The sequence below is a fragment of the Amycolatopsis japonica genome, assembly GCF_000732925.1.
Taxonomy (GTDB): Bacteria; Actinomycetota; Actinomycetes; order Mycobacteriales; family Pseudonocardiaceae; genus Amycolatopsis; species Amycolatopsis japonica.
On record NZ_CP008953.1, the window covers coordinates 4206579 to 4223384 of the forward strand.

Annotated in this window: 16 protein-coding genes; 11 read left to right on the forward strand and 5 right to left on the reverse strand. The window is 69.3% G+C overall.

Annotated elements, in window-relative coordinates:
• Positions 1–15 precede the first annotated feature (15 nt).
• From AJAP_RS19535 to sigJ, 3 genes are all read left to right on the forward strand, one after another.
• A complete protein-coding gene (locus tag AJAP_RS19535; RefSeq protein ID WP_038513767.1) occupies positions 16–1197 on the forward strand; it encodes a thiolase family protein in 1182 nt (393 codons plus the stop codon).
• Complete coding sequence (locus AJAP_RS19540; protein WP_038513769.1) at positions 1194–2228, forward strand: (4Fe-4S)-binding protein; 1035 nt, start codon at positions 1194–1196, stop codon at positions 2226–2228. The genes AJAP_RS19535 and AJAP_RS19540 overlap by 4 nt, the downstream gene beginning before the upstream one ends.
• An 88-nt stretch (positions 2229–2316) precedes the next feature.
• Positions 2317–3204 (forward strand): RNA polymerase sigma factor SigJ, encoded by an 888-nt coding sequence (gene sigJ, locus AJAP_RS19545; RefSeq protein ID WP_038523459.1) that lies wholly within the window; start codon positions 2317–2319, stop codon positions 3202–3204.
• A gap of 72 nt (positions 3205–3276) precedes the next feature.
• On the opposite strand, the gene AJAP_RS19550 is transcribed toward sigJ, so the two are convergent.
• A complete protein-coding gene (locus AJAP_RS19550) occupies positions 3277–4356 on the reverse strand; it encodes a glycoside hydrolase family 5 protein (protein WP_037337618.1) in 1080 nt (359 codons plus the stop codon).
• Between the two features lie 177 nt (positions 4357–4533).
• On the opposite strand from AJAP_RS19550, the gene AJAP_RS19555 reads away from it, so the two are divergent.
• Entirely contained in the window at positions 4534–5286 is a 753-nt protein-coding gene (locus AJAP_RS19555; RefSeq protein WP_038513770.1) for a PIG-L deacetylase family protein, read from the forward strand.
• On the opposite strand, the gene AJAP_RS19560 is transcribed toward AJAP_RS19555, so the two are convergent.
• A complete protein-coding gene (locus tag AJAP_RS19560; RefSeq protein WP_038513772.1) occupies positions 5275–5841 on the reverse strand; it encodes a CGNR zinc finger domain-containing protein in 567 nt (188 codons plus the stop codon). The genes AJAP_RS19555 and AJAP_RS19560 overlap by 12 nt on opposite strands.
• Positions 5842–6380: 539 nt before the next feature.
• Positions 6381–7226: an LLM class flavin-dependent oxidoreductase gene (locus tag AJAP_RS19565; RefSeq protein ID WP_038513774.1), complete on the reverse strand. Its 846-nt coding sequence runs from the start codon at positions 7224–7226 to the stop codon at positions 6381–6383.
• Positions 7227–7407: 181 nt separating this feature from the next.
• Between AJAP_RS19565 and AJAP_RS19570 the strand changes: the two genes are divergently transcribed.
• On the forward strand, positions 7408–8673 hold the full coding sequence (locus tag AJAP_RS19570; RefSeq protein WP_084098678.1) for a family 1 glycosylhydrolase: 1266 nt from the start codon (positions 7408–7410) through the stop codon (positions 8671–8673).
• Here the strand turns inward: AJAP_RS19570 and abc-f are convergent.
• A complete protein-coding gene (gene abc-f, locus AJAP_RS19575; RefSeq protein WP_038513776.1) occupies positions 8657–10279 on the reverse strand; it encodes a ribosomal protection-like ABC-F family protein in 1623 nt (540 codons plus the stop codon). The two genes, AJAP_RS19570 and abc-f, sit on opposite strands and share 17 nt — an antisense overlap.
• 284 nt (positions 10280–10563) lie before the next feature.
• Here abc-f and AJAP_RS19580 point away from each other — a divergent pair, with 284 nt between their 5' ends.
• The 5 genes from AJAP_RS19580 to AJAP_RS19600 all read left to right on the forward strand — a co-directional run bounded on the left by AJAP_RS19580 (position 10564) and on the right by AJAP_RS19600 (position 14545).
• Entirely contained in the window at positions 10564–11160 is a 597-nt protein-coding gene (locus AJAP_RS19580; protein WP_228694985.1) for an Rv1733c family protein, read from the forward strand.
• 42 nt (positions 11161–11202) lie between these two features.
• Positions 11203–12030 (forward strand): M55 family metallopeptidase, encoded by an 828-nt coding sequence (locus AJAP_RS19585; RefSeq protein ID WP_037337603.1) that lies wholly within the window; start codon positions 11203–11205, stop codon positions 12028–12030.
• The gene (locus AJAP_RS19590; protein ID WP_038513781.1) at positions 12023–13318 is read left to right on the forward strand and encodes a M20/M25/M40 family metallo-hydrolase; all 1296 of its coding nucleotides are present in this window, start codon (positions 12023–12025) and stop codon (positions 13316–13318) included. The genes AJAP_RS19585 and AJAP_RS19590 overlap by 8 nt, the downstream gene beginning before the upstream one ends.
• Before the next feature lie 203 nt (positions 13319–13521).
• Complete coding sequence (locus tag AJAP_RS19595) at positions 13522–13902, forward strand: hypothetical protein (protein WP_051972522.1); 381 nt, start codon at positions 13522–13524, stop codon at positions 13900–13902.
• Between the two features lie 16 nt (positions 13903–13918).
• Positions 13919–14545, forward strand: a complete 627-nt coding sequence (locus tag AJAP_RS19600; RefSeq protein ID WP_038513783.1) for a maleylpyruvate isomerase family mycothiol-dependent enzyme — start codon at positions 13919–13921, stop codon at positions 14543–14545.
• 16 nt (positions 14546–14561) lie between these two features.
• On the opposite strand, the gene AJAP_RS19605 is transcribed toward AJAP_RS19600, so the two are convergent.
• A complete protein-coding gene (locus tag AJAP_RS19605; protein ID WP_038513786.1) occupies positions 14562–15164 on the reverse strand; it encodes a TetR/AcrR family transcriptional regulator in 603 nt (200 codons plus the stop codon).
• A 79-nt stretch (positions 15165–15243) separates the two neighbouring features.
• On the opposite strand from AJAP_RS19605, the gene AJAP_RS19610 reads away from it, so the two are divergent.
• On the forward strand, positions 15244–16806 hold the full coding sequence (locus AJAP_RS19610) for an FAD-dependent oxidoreductase (RefSeq protein ID WP_038513789.1): 1563 nt from the start codon (positions 15244–15246) through the stop codon (positions 16804–16806).

Sequence of the window (16806 nt, forward strand, 5' to 3'; positions counted from 1 at the left end):
CCACTGGAGGCAGCCGTGCACGACGCGGTCATCGTCGACGCCGTCCGTACCCCGATCGGCAAGGGCAAGCCCGGTGGCGCCCTGCACGAGATCCACCCGGTCCAGTTGCTCGCCCACACGTTGCGGGCGCTCGTGGAGCGCAACGGGCTCGACCCCGAGCTGATCGACGACGTCATCGGCGGCGCGGTCGACCAGGTCGGCGAACAGGCCCAGAACGTCACGCGGTGGGCGGCGCTCGCCGCCGGGCTGCCGGAATCCGTGCCCGCCACCACCGTCGACCGCCAATGCGGGAGCAGCCAGCAGGCGGTGCACTTCGCCGCGCAAGGGGTGATGGCCGGCGCGTACGACGTCGTCATCGCCTGCGGCGTCGAGTCCATGAGCCGGGTCCCGATGTGGTCCAACGTGCTGCCGGGCACCGATCCGCTCGGCCCCGGCGTCGCGGAGCGCTATCCGGAAGGCCTGGTCCCCCAAGGGATCAGCGCCGAACTCATCGCCGCGAAATGGTCGCTCAGCCGGGAAGCGATGGACGAGTTCGCGATGTCCTCGCACCGGAAGGCGGCGCGGGCACACGAACTCGGGCGATTCGCGAGCCAGATCGTGCCGATCGAGACGCCGTCGGGCCGGGTGTCCACCGACGAGTCGGTCCGGCCGGGCACCGACCTCGAAACCCTCGCCAAACTGCGCCCGGCGTTCCAGGACGCGGACGTGGCCGCGCGCTTCCCGCAGATCGACTGGTCGGTGACCGCGGGCAACAGCAGCCCGATCAACGACGGCGCCTCGGCCGTGCTCATCACGTCCAGCGAGACCGCGGCGAGGCTGGGCCTCCGGCCGCGGGCCCGCCTGCACAGTTTCGCCGTCACCGGATCCGACCCCCTGCTCATGCTCACCGGCGTCATCCCGGCGACGGAGAAGGTGCTGCGGCGCGCCGGGCTGAGCCTGGCGGACATCGATCTGTTCGAGATCAACGAGGCCTTCGCCAGTGTCGTGCTGGCGTGGCAGCAGGAAACCGGGGCCGACCCGGCCAAGGTGAACGTCCACGGCGGTGCGATCGCGCTCGGGCATCCGCTCGGCGCGAGCGGGACCCGGCTGATGGGCACGCTGGTCAACGCGCTGCACCACCACGGCGCCCGGTACGGCCTGCAGGCCATGTGCGAAGGCGGCGGCCAGGCCAACGCGACCATCCTGGAGGCGTTGTGACCGACCGGCTCCCCAGGAAACTGAAGGATCACCCGTCGGTACAGGCGGTGCTCGCCAAACCGCGAGACAAACCGTCGCCGGTCATCGATGCCGCCTGGCTCAAGGAGATCTGCCTCGCCGCCGGCGCCGACGACGCGGCCGCGGTCTCACTCGACCACCCGGATCTCGCGGGCGAACGCGAGCACGTCCAGCGCGCGCTGCCCGGCACCAAGACCCTCGTCTCGCTCGTGGTGCGGATGAACCGCGACGACGTCCGCTCCCCCGCCCGCAGCGTCGCCAACCAGGAGTTCCATCGCACCGGCGAGATCATCAACGAGGCCGGGCACTCGATCGTCCGGACGCTGCAGGACGCCGGGTACCGCGCGATCAACCCGTCGGCGACGTTCCCGATGGAGATGGAGCACTACCCCGGCCGGATCTGGGTCGTCGCGCACAAGACGGTCGCCGTCGCGGCCGGACTCGGCGCCATGGGGCTGCATCGCAACGTCATCCACCCGAAATTCGGCAACTTCGTGCTGCTGGCGACCCTGCTGGTCGACGCCGAGGTGTCCACCTACGGCGAGGCGATCGGCTACAACCCTTGCCTGGAATGCAAGCTGTGTGTCGCCGCGTGCCCGATCGGCGCGATCTCGAAGACCGGCGAATTCGACTTCCTCGCCTGTTCGACGCACAACTACCGCGAGTTCATGAGCGGCTTCACCGACTGGGCGCAGACCGTGGCCGACAGCGAGGACGCCGCCGACTTCCGGTCCAGGGTGAGCGATTCGGAGAACGTGTCGATGTGGCAGAGCCTCGCGTTCAAGCCGAACTACAAGGCCGCGTACTGCATGGCGGTCTGCCCGGCGGGCGAGGACGTGCTCGGGCCTTATCTCGAAGACCGGCGCGGCTTCCTCGGCACCGTGGTGAAACCCTTGCAGGACAAGGTGGAGACTCTGTACGTGCGGGAAGGCTCCCCGGCGAAGGCCTACGCCGAACGCCGCTTCCCCCACAAACCGGTGAAGGAGGTCGACGGCGGCTACCCGCGGCGGTAGGGCCGCCCATGCCCCGCGCCCGAGGGCCTGTCACATCTCCGTTCCCCCACGCGTCAGGGTTACGACTGAGCGATGAAGGATGGGGACCGTGGACGAACACGACTGGCTGGCGCGGCGTTTCGAAGAGCACCGGACGCATTTGAGGGCGGTGGCGTACCGGATGCTCGGTTCGCTGAGCGAGGCGGACGACGCGGTGCAGGAGGCTTGGCTGCGCCTGAGCCGGTCGGATTCCGGCGAGGTGGACAACCTCGGCGGCTGGCTGACCACCGTCGTCAGCCGGATCTGTCTCGACATGCTGCGCTCGCGCAAGTCCCGGCCGGAAGAGCCGGTGGGCGCCCAGCTCCCCGACCCGATCATCGGCCGTGCGGGCGGGATCGACCCGGAACACCAGGCCCTGCTGGCGGATTCGGTCGGACTGGCGCTGCTGGTCGTGCTCGACACGCTGGACCCCGCCGAGCGGCTGGCGTTCGTCCTGCACGACATGTTCGCCCTGCCGTTCGACGAGATCGCACCGATCGTGGGCCGGTCGTCCGCGGCGACGCGGCAGCTCGCCAGCCGCGCACGCCGTCGTCTGCAGGGTTCGCCGACGGTCCCGGACGCGGATCTCGGCCGTCAGCGGGAAGTCGTCGACGCGTTCTTCGCCGCCGCGCGGGGCGGCGATTTCGACGCCCTCGTTTCGGTGCTCGACCCGGACGTCATCCTGCGCGCCGAGGGCGGCGCGGCGCCGGCGGGGACGTCGCGTTTCGTGCGCGGGGCGGCCACGATCGCGAGCCAGGCGCTCATGTTCCGCGCCGCGGGCGAGGGCGCGGAACTGCGGCCCGCGCTGGTCAACGGCGCGGCCGGGATGGTCGTCACCAAGGACGGCGTCCCGACGACGGTCTTCGCGTTCACCGTCGTGGGCGGGAAGATCGCGGCGATCGACATCCTCGCCGACCCGGACCGCCTCGCCACGCTGGACTTCGAACCGCTCGGCTGAAGTGTCAGGAAAGGGTCGTTCAAGACGTTTTCCGTCCTGAACGACCCTTTCCTGACGTGCGTGCTGCCGGGATCAGGAGGTCGGGAAGTTGTCCGCGGTGCGGATGCGGTCCCGGATCCAGACACCGGCGGGCTTCAGCGGAGCCGTGCCGGTGAACGAGCTGCCCGAGCAGGTCCCCGGCTTGAACACCGCGCCCGAACGGCTGTCGTCGGAGAAGTTCCAGTTGGTCCAGCTGATCTTCTTCGACGCCAGGAAGTCCAGGTACTTCTGGGAGTTCGTGAAGTCGTTGCCACCGTCACCGCTGGCGGTCTGGGTGCCGAACTCGGTCACGAACAGCGGGATCTTGCTCGCGGCGCGGCTCAGCGCGTTGAAGTACTCCGTTTTGTGCGACGCCGCATAGAAGTGGAACGTGTACATGAAGTTGCTGGCGCGCACCGGGTTGTTGATGATGTCGGTCTCGTTGCGGCCGTCGGAGATGCCGAGCGAGCCCCAGCCGTGGGTGCCCACCAGCACGACGCCGTCGGAGTCCTGGGCGCGGATGACCGGGATCATCTGCTCCGCGTAGCTACGGACCCGGTCCCAGCTGACGTTGTTGGGCTCGTTGGCGATGTCGTAGATGATGTTGGTCTTGTCCTTGTGCCGCTGGGCGATCTCGGTGAAGAACGTCTTGGCGCGGCTGAGGTTCGCGTTCGGGTCGCCCGGCGTGAGCTGGTGCCAGTCGACCAGGGCGTACATCCCGCGTTTGGTGGCCTCTTCGATGTACCCGTGCACCATGTCGGTGAACTTGCGCGGGTTGGTCTCGTAGCCGCCTTCCTGGATGTACATGGAGATCCGGAGGACGTCGGCCTTCCAGTCGTTGGCCAGCGCGTCGAGCGAAGCGGTCTTCACGCACTGGCTGAACCACTGGATCCCGTGGGTGCTCATGCCCCGGAGCTGGATCGGCTTGCCGGCGGAGTTGCAGAGCTGGAGGCCACAGACCTTCAGCTGTCCGTTGATCGCCGCCGGACTGCCCGGCGGCAGCGCGGCGGCGGCCTGCGTTGCGGGTTCTGCCGCGGTCTCGGTCGCCATCGAGGTGCTCGCGGCGGCGACCGGGGCCAGCAGCCCGGCGGCCAGTGCGGCCGTCACCCGGAGACGGATCTTGTCCCAACGCATTCGGCTTCTCCTCTCGCGTCGACGGCACCGACGTTGGCGCGCCGACGGTCAGGGCGGCGGAGTTAAATAGGAAACTTTCCTTACTATTGGAAAGTAAAGGGAAGATTACCCACAGGGTCGACGGACGGTCAAGAGTCGACCACCGACGGTTCCGACGACCTCGGGCATGCTCGGAGCGTGACGACGATCGTGGCCTTCCACGCCCACCCCGACGACGAAGCCCTGCTGACCGGCGGCACCCTCGCCCGCGCCGCCGCGGACGGCCACCGGGTGGTCCTCGTGGTCGCCACCATCGACATGCTGGGCGCCGACGCGGCACGCCGGGCCGAACTCGAAGCGAGCGCGAAGGTGCTGGGCGTCGAGCGAGTGGTCCATCTCGGCTACGCGGGCAGTGGTCATGGCGCGATCCTCTACCCGGATCCGCCGGGCTGGGTCCGGTTCGTGCGCGCGAGCACGGACGAGGCGGCGGCGCGGCTCGTGGCGATCCTGCGCGAGGAGAAGGCGTCCGTCCTGCTGAGCTACGACCGCAACGGCGGCTACGGCCACCGCGACCACGTCAAGGTGCACGAGGTCGGCAAGCGCGCGGCGGAACTCGCCGGCGACGTCCGGCTGCTGGAGGCGACGATCCCCCGCGACGTCGTCGCACGCCTGGTGAGGATCGTGCGCCTGGCGCGGATCCCCTTCCGCTACGACGTCGACGCGCTTCTCCGCGCGTACAGCGCCCGCTCGGAGATCACGCACACCTTCGACGTCCGGCGTTTCGCGCGTCAGAAACAGGCCGCAATCGCCGCCCATTCCTCACAGGTGAAGGGAAGCGGCAGGCTGGCGCCGCTGATGCGTGTCGTGACCCGGCTCCCTGCGCCGCTCTTCGGCCTCGTGTTCAACCGCGAGTGGTACGTCGACGCGACACCGCACGGCTCACGATCCTGACCGGCGGGCGCGATACGCGGCGGCTTTCACCCGGTTCTGGCAGGCGAGCCCGCAGAACCGCTTGATCTGCGCCTGGCTCGCGTCGATGTACACCTGATCGCAGCGCGGCGCCGCGCACAACCCGACGCGATGCGGGATGTGCTCGCCGAACGCGGCGGCCACCGACACCGCGAGCCCGGCCGCCCACTGCTGGACGAGGTCGGCTTCGGGACCATGGAAATGCAGGTGCCAGGACTGTTCGCCGTGGCGTTGCAGGGACGGGCGCGCCTTGCTGTCTTCGAGCATCCGGTTGAGCAGCCCCGCCGCCTCGTCGTGTTCCCGCCGGGACAACGACTCGATGATCTCCCGCAGCCGCGACGCCAGATTCCGCAACCGCTCCGCGGTCAGCAGGTCGATCTGCCCGTTGCCGAGCGTTTCGGCGGCGACGCGGACGAGATCGTGGCCACCGAGCGCGGGTTTCGGCCTGCCGTGGACGTGGTCCCCGGTCAACGCGTTGATCAGCGCGACCCCGGTTTCCAGCCGCATCGCGTGATGCCCGTCGGGCTCGTCCACCATTCGACCCCTCCCCCGCGCGTCACTGGTTCGCAGGACGCCCGCGGTGACGCTATCAAAGGCGAGCGGGACCGCAAGGGCGATGAAGTCGTTCGGAGCAACGGAATCCTACGGACGGCGCAGAGCCGGTCCACTATGGACAGACGCACTTACCCGGCCAGTCCGTGAAGGCCTCCTTGAGGGACTCTGGGTCCCTCAAGGAGACCTTCACGGACGCGATGATCGCCACATACGCCCCATCTGCACCAACAGTTACGACGGCCGCGCGTGAAGGGCCCCTTCACGCGCGGAAGTACAGGGGGGCGAGCAAAGGGCTGCGGCGTCAAGTACCTACGCGGAGCGCGGCTGTGGCTGATCCAACCTGCGTCAGTAGGCACCAGCGGAGTGGTGTGGGCTGAAGGCTCCCTTCACCGAGTCTGATGCGACGAAAGGAGCCTTCGCCCAGGCCGGCTACGGGACCGGCGGTTCGGTCGCAGGTGCCGCCTCGTGAGTGTTTTTGGGTCGTTAGAACCGCCCTACCACTCACGAGGCAGAGCGGCCGCTCACCACCGAGGCGGACCGGCGTCCACGATCTTCTGCGACAACTCCAGCGGGTCGAGATGCATCAGCGACTCCATCCACCAGGTCATCCCGGCCTGCCCCAGCGCGGGCAGATCGACCTTGATCGGCTCTTCCCACGCCGGGCTCGCGTTGCCTGCCACGGCGACGTCGAAGGGACGGCCCGGTTCCAACCCGGCGAGCCCGAGCGCGCGGTGGGTCTCGGCGATCTCCTCGGCGGTCGGCGTGTGGTCCTCCGGGTTCGGGAAGATCCCGTCGCACAGCGCCGCCCGCCGGACGACACGCGGGTTGTCCGTCGAGCTCGCCACCCAGATCGGGATCGGGAACGGCTCGGGCGGCGCCTCGGCGAGCGCGACCTGGTAGTGCGCGCCGTCGTGGTCGAACCGCCTGCCGGACCAGATCGCGCGGATGACGTCGAGGCCTTCGTCGAACATCGCCGACCGGGTCAGCAGGTCGGTCTGTTCACCGAATCGGCTGAAGTCACCGGATTCGTCCGAACCCAGCCCGGTGCCGAGGATCAGCCGGCCGCCGGAGAGGCGGCTGACGGTCGACGCGTGCCGCGCGACCACCCACGGGCGGCGCCGGGCGGGCGGCGTGATCATCGGGCCGAACAACAGCCTGCTGGTCGCGTGCGCGATGGCGCCGAGCGTCGTCCATGGATCCGCGATGGGCATGGTGTCCGCGACCACGTGGTCCCACAGGAAGAACCCGTCCCAGCCCGCCGCCTCGGCGCGCACGGCGAGGTCGACGAGCACTCCCGGCTCACCGAACGGGCCGAAAGGCGGCAGATAGACGGCATGGCGGACCGTGCTGCCGGTCAAGTCGATCATCTCCCCAACGTCATCGTCGAAGTCCCCGGACGGCCGCTTGTTTACGCCGTTCACTCACGTTAGCGTCCGGAAGATGGCGGACGACGGTGAACGATCGACGAAGTGGCCGGAGCATCGGAGAAGGTTACGCCGGGTGTTGTCCTCGGTGGTCGCCGTCTCACTATGCGCGACACTTTCGGCCGTGAACGCGTCCGCATCGCAGGATGACGACTGGTCCCGGGACTTCTACTGGGGTGTCGCGTCGTCGGGCTACCAGTCCGAGGGCAACGCCCCGGACAGCAACTGGAAGCGGTTCGTGGACCGCTCCGCCGGCAAGGACGGCGTCGACGAGTACCGCGACTCCGTGGACTTCCGGCACCGCTACGCCGACGACATCCGCCTCGCGGCCGGTCTCGGCGTCAACACCTACCGCTTCGGTGTCGAGTGGGCGCGTGTCGAACCTTCGCCCGGCCGGTGGGACGAGACCGAACTGGCCTTCTACGACGACGTGTTCCGGCAGGTCCGCGCCGCGGGCATGACGCCGATGATCACGCTCAACCATTGGGTCTACCCGGGCTGGGCGCTCGACCAGGGCGGCTGGGCCGAGACGCGGACGGCCGACGCGTGGCTGGAGTTCAGCCGGAAGATCGTCCAGCGCTACGCCGGGCAGGACGTCCTCTGGGTGACGTTCAACGAGCCGCTCATCTTCCTCCGGAACGAGCAGAAGGTCGGCGCCCTGGACGCCACGCGGTACTTCGCGGCGCAGTCCAACGTCGTCCAGGCGCACCGCCGGGCCTACGACCTCATCCACGAACTGGATCCGACCTCGAAGGTCACCAGCAACCAGGCCTACATCACCGGGGTCAACGGGATGGCCGACTGGTTCTTCCTCGACCAGGTCAAGGACAAGCTCGACTTCATCGGCATCGACTACTACTACGGGCTCAGCATCGACAACTGGACGGTGTTCGCGGCCGCCAGTGACAAGTTCTGGGACGTGAAACTCCAGCCAGAAGGCATCTACTACGCACTGCGCAGCTACCACAACCGGTTCCCGCGCATGCCCCTCTACATCGTCGAGAACGGCATGGCGACCGACAACGGGAAGCTCCGCGACGCGGACTACACCCGCGGCGATCACGTACGCGACACCGTGTACTGGCTCCAGCGTGCGAAGGCCGACGGGATGAACCTCATCGGCTACAACTACTGGAGCCTCACCGACAACTACGAATGGGGCAGCTACCGCGCCCGGTTCGGACTGTACACAGTGGACGCTCTCGCCGATCCCGCGCTGACCCGGCGCCCCACGGACGCCGTTCCCGCGTACCAGGATCTGGTGACCGCGGGCGGCGTACCGCAGGGCTACCGGCTCAACCGAGGGCCCGGCCTCTGCTCGCTCGTGGACGGGCTGAACAGTTGCCTCAACCCGGCCAAAGTGGACGGACCGCTCACGCCGCTGAAGTGACCAGTTCCAGCCGCCTGCCTTCGAACGTCCGCCGCATCCGCCGGTCGTGGGTGACGACCACGAGCGCGCCGGAGTACGTCGCGAGCGCCTGCTCCATCTCCTCGACGAGATCCGGGGAGAGATGGTTGGTCGGCTCGTCGAGCAGCAGCAGGTCGGTCCTGGCCGTCACCAATCTGGCCAGTTCCAGCCTGCGCCGCTGCCCGATGGACAGTTCCCGGACCGGCTTACGCAGATCCGGCGCCCGGAACAGGCCCAGCGACAGCAACCTCTCGGCCGCCTCGTCTTCGTCGCCGTCTCCGGCGAAGACCATCAGGACGGTCCGCGCGTCGGCGGCGAGCCCGCCGTTCTGGTGCAGGAACCCGATCCGGCCCGCCCGCTCCGCCGATCCCGTCGACGGCGCGAGCTCACCGGCGAGCACCCGCATCAAGGTCGTCTTGCCCGCCCCGTTGGGACCGGTCACGAGGACCCGTTCGCCGGGCAGCACGCTGAGCGACGTCCGCGGCAGGCGGCCGTCGACCGACACGCCGCACGCCTTCACCACGTACTGACCGGCCTCCGTCTCCCCCGCGGCGATCCGCGCGGTGAACCGGAGCGGCTCCGGCGGAGGCGGGACCGGATTCGTCTCCAGCCGCTGGATCCGCTCGCGCGCCCACCGGATCCTGCTCATCGCCCCGTGCGCCCGGGAGCGGGCCCGGAACGCGCCCGCCCCGCTGAAGGCGGCCGGGGCCTTGCGCGGGATCGCCGAAAACCGGTCGATGTTGACGTCCGCCATCCGTTCGTAACGGGACTTCTCCAGCCGCCACTCCTCGTATTCGCGGACCCATCGGGCCCGCGCGGCCTCCTTCGCCGCGAGATAGCCCGAGTACCCGTCGCCGTGCCGCTGCACGGAACGGCGGTCGGCGTCGACCTCGAGGATCGTCGTGGTGACACGGCTGAGGAACGTCCGGTCGTGCGTGATCGCGACGATCCGGCCGCGATGCCCACGGAGATGGTTCTCCAGCCAGGCGACGGCGTCGTCGTCGAGATCGTTGGTCGGCTCGTCCAGCAACAGCAGTTCGGGCGACGCGGCCAGCGTGGCCGCGAGCGCCAGCCGGGACCGCTGACCACCGGACAGGCTGCCCAGCGCGCGGTCGCGATCGAGGCCCGGCTGTCCGAGCCCGTGCAGGGCGACCTCCACTCTGGCATCGGCCTCGTAACCGCCACGGGCTTCGTACGCGGTCATGAGGTCGCCATACGCGGCCAGGTCTTCGGCGGTTTCGAGCGACCTTTCCGCCGTCCGCAGCCGGGATTCGAGCTCCCGGATGTCGGCCAGCGCGAGGTCGATCGCGTCGCCGACCGTGGCGGTGTCGGGCAGATCCAGCGTCTGCGGGAGATAGCCGACGCCGCCGGGCGCGGTGACGGTCACGGTGCCGTTGTCCGCCCGGTCGCGGCCGGCGATCAGCCTGAGCAGGGTGGACTTGCCCGAGCCGTTGTCGCCGATGACGCCCGCCTTCTCCCCCGGTTTGGCGGTGAAGGAGATCTGGTCGAGCACGACGTGGTCGTCGAAGCGTTTGGTGACACCGGAGAGCACGAGTTGTGTTCCGGGATTTCGATGCGGGGTACGCACAGGGGCGTCCTCCTGATTCTCGCGGGGAAGAAGAGCAGACGAGGAAGGACGCGACCCGGCGGAGCGAAGGCTCTACGCCAGGGCCGCGTCGAAGGCGAGAATCACAGAGTGAAGAAAATCCCCATGCCGAAGACGGTAGCGGGAGAACGCGGACGGGCAAAACGAATAAAAGGTTGTGTACGGGTTCACAGAGTGTTCTGTGTCCCCATACCGCGACAGCGGCGCCCCGGTGAACGAGAATCGAGGATGGAGGTATTTCGCGGTCTGAGGGAATGGGGTTCCTCGTGCACGGGTCCAGTGGTCCGATCGCCCGCTTCCGGCGACGGCTCTTCCCTGGTCACAATTCGCTGGCTCGTGGCTCCGACCGGTTCGAAGCCCTTCTTCTCAAGCTCGTGATCCTCGCGGCGCTGCTCGCCATCCCGGTCGCGGCCGCCGTCGGCTCGGCCAACCACGGCAGGCAGGTCGCCGCGGCCGCCGCAGACTCGACCGGACGCACGCCCGCCACCGCGTACCTGCTGAAGGCGGCGCCCGTCCGCATCGTCGACAGCGAGAGCGTCGGAACCGACACCTCCACCACCGAGGCGACCTGGACCGACTCGCGCGGCGCCCGGCACACCGGCGGCGTCCTCGCGGCGCCGGGCAGCCCCGCCGGATCGGCCATGCCGATCTGGATCGACGCCCGCGGTGAACTCACCACCGCCCCGAGGACCGCGTCGACTGCCGTGTTCGATTCCGTGCTCGTCGGCCTGTGGCTCTGGTTCGCGGTGGTCGCCGGGCTGGTCCTGGTGCAGCGGGTCGTCCGGCTGGTGCTCGACCGGCAGCGGGCCGCGGCCTGGGAGCGCGCTTGGGCGGTCTACCCGCGTTCCGGTTCCTGGCCCTAATCCCGGCGGCGAGGGCAAAGAGCCTCGGCTAGGGTGCCCCGCATGCGCATCATGATCTCGGCGGACATGGAGGGCGCCACCGGCGTCACCTGGACCGACGACGTCATCCCCGGCACCGAGCAGTGGCAACGATTCCGCCGCCTGTTCACCGGCGACGTCAACGCCACCATCGCGGGCCTGTTCGACTCCGGCGCCACCGACGTGCTGGTCAACGAGGCGCATTCCTCGCAACGGAACCTGCTGCTCGAAGACCTCGACGGCCGGGCGCGCATGCTCACCGGCAGGCACAAGCCGCTCTCGATGATGCAGGGGATCGACAGCGGCGTGGACGGCGTCGTCTTCCTCGGCTACCACGCCGGCGCGGGTTTCGACGGCGTCCTGTCCCACACGTACCTGGAGAATCAGATCACCGGCGTGTGGCTCGACGACGTCCCCGCCAGCGAAGGCAGGCTCAACGCGGCGATGGCCGCCGAGTACGGCGTCCCGGTGCTGGTCGTTTCCGGTGACGACAAGGCCTGCGACGACGCCCAAGACTACGCGCCCGAAGCCGAACTGGTCACGGTGAAGGAGTGCGTCAGCCGCTACGCCGCGATCTGCCTGCCGCCCGCCAGGACGGCCGAACTGCTGTCGTCGGCGGCGGCGGACTCGATGAACCGAGCGGGCCGGGTCGAGCGGTACACCACACCGCACCGGATCGAGGTCGAGTTCGACGCGAGCCATCTCGCGCAGGCCGCGGCGGTGATCCCGACGGTGGAACAGATCGGTGTGCGGCGGGTCGGCTTCGACGCGCCGGACATGACCGAAGCGATGAAGGCGTTCAAGATCGTCACGGCGATCGCGGCCGGGGCGGTGCAGGGTATCTATGGCTGAACTCGATGTGGTCGAGGTTTGTTCGCGGTTGATCCGGTTCGACACCACGAACCGGGGCAACGGGGACTCCGAGGGCGAGCGCGAGGCCGCCGAGTACGTGGCATCGCTGCTGTCGGGGCTCGGGATCGACTCGAAGATCATCGAGTCCGCGCCCCGCCGCGCGAACGTGATCGCCCGGGTTCCGGGCACCGATCCGAGCCTGCCCGCGCTTCTCGTGCAAGGGCATCTCGACGTCGTCCCGGCGGACGCCGCCGACTGGTCGGTGGACCCGTTCTCCGGCGAGATCCGCGACGGGTTCCTCTGGGGCCGCGGTGCCGTCGACATGAAGGACTTCTGCGCGATGGTGCTCGCCGCCCTCGCCACCGGCGTCCGGCCGCGGCGGGACATCGTCCTGGCGTTCGTGGCCGACGAGGAGGACAAGGGCGAGTACGGCGCGCACTGGCTCGCCGCGGCGCACCGGGACCTGTTCGACGGCTGCGCGGCCGCGATCAGCGAGTCGGGCGCGTACACCTACCACGTCCCCGCCGCCGACGGCCGGATCGTGCGGCTCTATCCGGTGGCGACGGCCGAGCGCGGCACCGCGCACCTGCGTTTGACGGCCAAGGGCCGCGCGGGGCACGGCTCGCGGCCCAACGACGAGAACGCGGTCACCCGGCTGGTCACGGCGCTCGGCAAGATCGCCGCGCACCGCTGGCCGGTGCAGCTGACCCCGACCGTCCAGGCCTTCCTCGAACGCACCGGGGAAGCGCTCGGCGTCCCGGTCGATCTGTCCGATGTGGACGGAACGATCGCGCGGCTCGGGCCCGCCGGGGCGCTGGTGGTGCCGACGGTCCGCAACAGCACGACGCCGACCATGCTCGACGCCGGCTACAAGGTGAACGTGATCCCGACTTCGGCCGAGGCACAGGTGGACGTCCGCGTCCTCCCCGGCGCCGAACCGGAGCTGCTCGCCGAGATCGACGCGATGCTCGGCGAAGGCGTCACCCGCGAGTTCGTCGCGCACCAGCCGCCGGTCCAGGCTCCGGTGGATTCGCCGTGGTTCGACGTGATGGCCGACGCTTTGCGTTCGGAGGACCCCGAAGCCGTCGTCGTCCCGTACTGCATGGGCGGCGGAACGGACGCGAAGGCGTTCAGTCCTCTCGGGATCGACTGCTACGGCTTCGCGCCTCTGCTGTTGCCGGAAGGCTTCCCGTACCGGGCGATGGCGCACGGCGTGGACGAGCGGGTCCCGGTGGAAGGACTGCGGTTCGGCACGCGGGTGCTGCGCCATTTCCTGGAGAACTGCTGAGCCACAGCTCGGTACCTGGCCGCTTTGGTCGCCGGTCCGTGAAGACCAGCAGTCACAGCAGCCGCGCGTGTAGGGCCCCTTCCCAAGTACATGAAGGCCCCCTTCCTTGCGCTAGACGCAAGGAAGGGGGCCTTCATGTACTTGGCCCGACCCGCCGAAGCCTTTTCATGCGAATTTCATGAACGCCGCTTAGCGTCGCCACCGTGACGACGCTGGCACCGACAACGCCGACAGCGCCGTCCACGTCATCCGCGCCGGGCCTCGAACCCGCCGCGATCGACCGCGTGTTCCAGGTCTACATGAACGGGCTGGCCAATCACGACATGACCGCCTTGCGCAGCGGGACCTGCCCGCGCCTGCGGTCGACGCTGCTCGGCTTCGAACTCCACGGGCATTACGTCCAGCGCTGGGAGATGCTGCCGTACTCCGTCCCGTCAGGGCAGGAGTTCGTGACGGTCCAGGCCAAGATCACCCAGCGGAACGCGCGCACCGGCAAACTCGCGGGCGACATCGTCTATTCCTGGTACGTCGAGCGGAACGAGGACACGAACTACTACGTTTGCGGGTGGCTCGATTACGAATGACCACAGGAGGCCGCCGATGAACACGGTCGCGCGACTCGCCAGGGACGAGCGGGCGGACTTCGCCGCGTTCCTCCGGACTCTGTCCCCGCGACACTGGGACGCACCGACCTTGTGTTCGGAGTGGACGGTCCGCGAGGTGGTCGCCCACGTCGTCGACTACGACGCCCAGCGCTTCCGCGATCTCGTCGGCCAAGCAGTCCGCGGCGGGTTGCGGCTGAACCGGATGAACGCGCTCGGTGTCGCGCGAAAGCCGGACAGGACACCGGAAGAGCTGATCGCGAGGATCGAGCAACATCTCGAACCGCGCGGCCTGACCTCGGCGTTCGGCGGACGGGTGGCGCTGCTCGACGGGTTGCTCCATCACCAGGACATCCGGCGTCCCTTGGGGTTCCCTCGCGAAGTGCCGCCGGAGAGGTTGCGTCACGCGCTGGCTTTCGCCCGCTACGCGCCGCCGGTCAAGGCGGGCAAGCGCGCACGCGGACTCCGGCTCGTCGCCACGGACCTGGACTGGTCGGCCGGGTCCGGACCGGAAGTCCGCGGCCCCGGCGAGGCGGTCCTGCTGTCGATCGCCGGCCGGGACGTGGCGCTGGACGAACTCTCCGGTCCCGGAGCGGCGATTCTCGCGTCCAGAATGGACGGTTGAGCCCGCCCTCAGGGCATCACAAAGCCTTGGCCAGCGCGCCGAAGGCCGTGTTCAACCGTTCGCAATGGGCGGCGGCGACTTCGGTGAGATCGTCCCCGGCGAGGCGTCGCCGCGTCGTGGCCACGGCGACGGTGCGGTACGCGGCGACGATCAGCGCGGCGGCCAGCTCACTGTCGCCCGAGAACCGGGTGTCGCTTTCGAGCTCGTCGGCAACCTCGGCCTCGATCTCGTGCTCGAACTCGCGCAACCGCGAAACGAGCGCGCGCGACCCGGCGACGGTGCGCGCGAGCGGCTCGCCCGCCTCGCTCAGCCCGGACAACGGATGCCGCTCTTCCGCGAGCGCGAGGGTCATCCGCCGGAACGCCTCGACGACACCCACGCCGTCCGGCCGATCCCGGATCGTCGCCCGCGCGATACCGACGGCGTCGGGCAGCCGATCGAGCGCGAGATCCTCCTTGCGCTCGAAATGCGAAAACACCGTCACCTTCGAAACGCCGGCGGCGGCGGCCACCTCGGCGACCGTGACGTCGTCGAAGCCACGCTCCACGAACAGCCCTGTCGCGACCTCGGCGATATGCGCCCGCGTCTTCGAACCGCCCCGATCTCCTCGCTTCGCCATGTGACAAGCGTACCTTTACTCAGTAACCTTACCGAGTAACCTTACCGAGTAAGTTTACCGAGTAAAGCTTGGAGTCATCATGGAGCGGACCGACGTGATCGTGGTCGGAGCGGGGCCCACCGGCCTGTTCCTCGCGAGCGAGCTCGCCTTGCGAGGCGTGCGGACGACCGTGCTGGAGCGGCTCGCGGAACCGGATCCGACGATCAAATCCGGTTCGATCAACGTCGCCAGTGCCGAGATCCTCGACAGGCGCGGCCTGCTGCCCGCCGCGGAGGAAGTGCAGCGCCGTCGGCTGGCCGAGGCCAAGGGTTTCACCGGCGGCCGCTCGAACCGGACCGTGCGCGAACTGACCGACGCGGCGAGCCAGGCCTCCCGGCGGTTCCCCGTCCTCGGGCATTTCGCGGGGATCATGTTCCAGCACGACCTCGTCGACCAGGACGATCCGGTATTGGCCGCGCATACGGCCGTGGCCAACGGGATCCTGGTGCCGCAGCACGATCTCGAACTGCTGCTCGGCGATCACTGCGCCCGGCTGGGCGTCGAAATCCGTCGCGGCGTCGAGGTGCGGGATCTACGGAGCGCCGGCGCCGGTCTCGACGACGATGCCGATGTGGTCGTCGAGACCAGCGCGGGCGACTTCGGGGCCGGATGGGTCGTGGCCGCCGACGGCGGCCGTAGCGTCGTCCGCAAGCGGCTCGGTGTCGACTTCGTGGGCACGGACCCGGAACTGGTGGGCTATCAGGCCATCGCCGATTTCGACGACCCGAGCGAACTGCGCCGCGGGTGGAACTGGACGCCTCGCGGCATCTACACCTACGGCCCGGTGCCGGGGCGCATCCTCGTCGCCAGGTTCGCGCCCCAACCCGAGGACAAGAACGCTCCCGTGACCGTCGACGAGTTGCAGAGCGCGGTACGGGACGTCACCGGTGTCCCGGTCACGATCACGGGCCTGCGGGGGCGGGCGACGCGATGGTCGGACAACGCACGACAGGCGCGGGCCTACCGCCGCGGCCGGGTGCTCCTGGCAGGCGACGCCGCCCACGTGCACTCGCCGTTCAGCGCGCAGGGCCTGAACCTCGGCATCGGCGACGCGGTCAACCTCGGCTGGAAGCTCGCCGCGACAGTCCAGGGCCACGCCCCGGCGGGGCTGCTCGACACCTACCACGACGAGCGGCACCCGATCGGCGCGTGGGTCCTGGACTGGACCCGGGCACAGGTCGCGCTCATGCGCGGCGACGAACGGACCGCCCGGCTGCGCGAGGTCGTCGGCGACGAACTCTTCGCGGTCCCCGGCGCGACCAACCGCATGATCGCGCTCTCCTCGGGGATCTTGCAGCGGTACGACGTGGCCGACGACGCCTCCGACCCGATCGGCTCGATCGCCGGGGACGTCGAACTCGGGTCGGGGACCAGGCTCGCCGACCACGCTCACGACGGCCGCTTCGTACTCGTGGACCGCTCGGCCGACGGGCGCTACTCCGACGCGGCCGCCGGAATGGACGACCGAGTCGCCTGCGTGGCGGATCCCGATGTGACACAGCCGAGTCTCTTCGTGCGCCCGGACGGGATCATCGCCTGGGCCGACGTGTCCGACCACGCGCGGAAGCTGCTCGACGTCGCGATCCAGCGGTGGCTCGGCTGA

What these genes read in the sequence shown, in the direction of transcription:
- AJAP_RS19550 (WP_037337618.1), bottom strand. Translation starts at nt 4,356, where the DNA reads ATGCGTTGGGACAAGATCCGTCTCCGGGTGACGGCCGCACTGGCCGCC.
- AJAP_RS19560 (WP_038513772.1), bottom strand. Translation starts at nt 5,841, where the DNA reads ATGGTGGACGAGCCCGACGGGCATCACGCGATGCGGCTGGAAACCGGG.
- AJAP_RS19565 (WP_038513774.1), bottom strand. Translation starts at nt 7,226, where the DNA reads ATGATCGACTTGACCGGCAGCACGGTCCGCCATGCCGTCTATCTGCCG.
- AJAP_RS19585 (WP_037337603.1), top strand. Translation starts at nt 11,203, where the DNA reads ATGCGCATCATGATCTCGGCGGACATGGAGGGCGCCACCGGCGTCACC.
- AJAP_RS19590 (WP_038513781.1), top strand. Translation starts at nt 12,023, where the DNA reads ATGGCTGAACTCGATGTGGTCGAGGTTTGTTCGCGGTTGATCCGGTTC.
- AJAP_RS19600 (WP_038513783.1), top strand. Translation starts at nt 13,919, where the DNA reads ATGAACACGGTCGCGCGACTCGCCAGGGACGAGCGGGCGGACTTCGCC.
- AJAP_RS19605 (WP_038513786.1), bottom strand. Translation starts at nt 15,164, where the DNA reads ATGGCGAAGCGAGGAGATCGGGGCGGTTCGAAGACGCGGGCGCATATC.
- AJAP_RS19610 (WP_038513789.1), top strand. Translation starts at nt 15,244, where the DNA reads ATGGAGCGGACCGACGTGATCGTGGTCGGAGCGGGGCCCACCGGCCTG.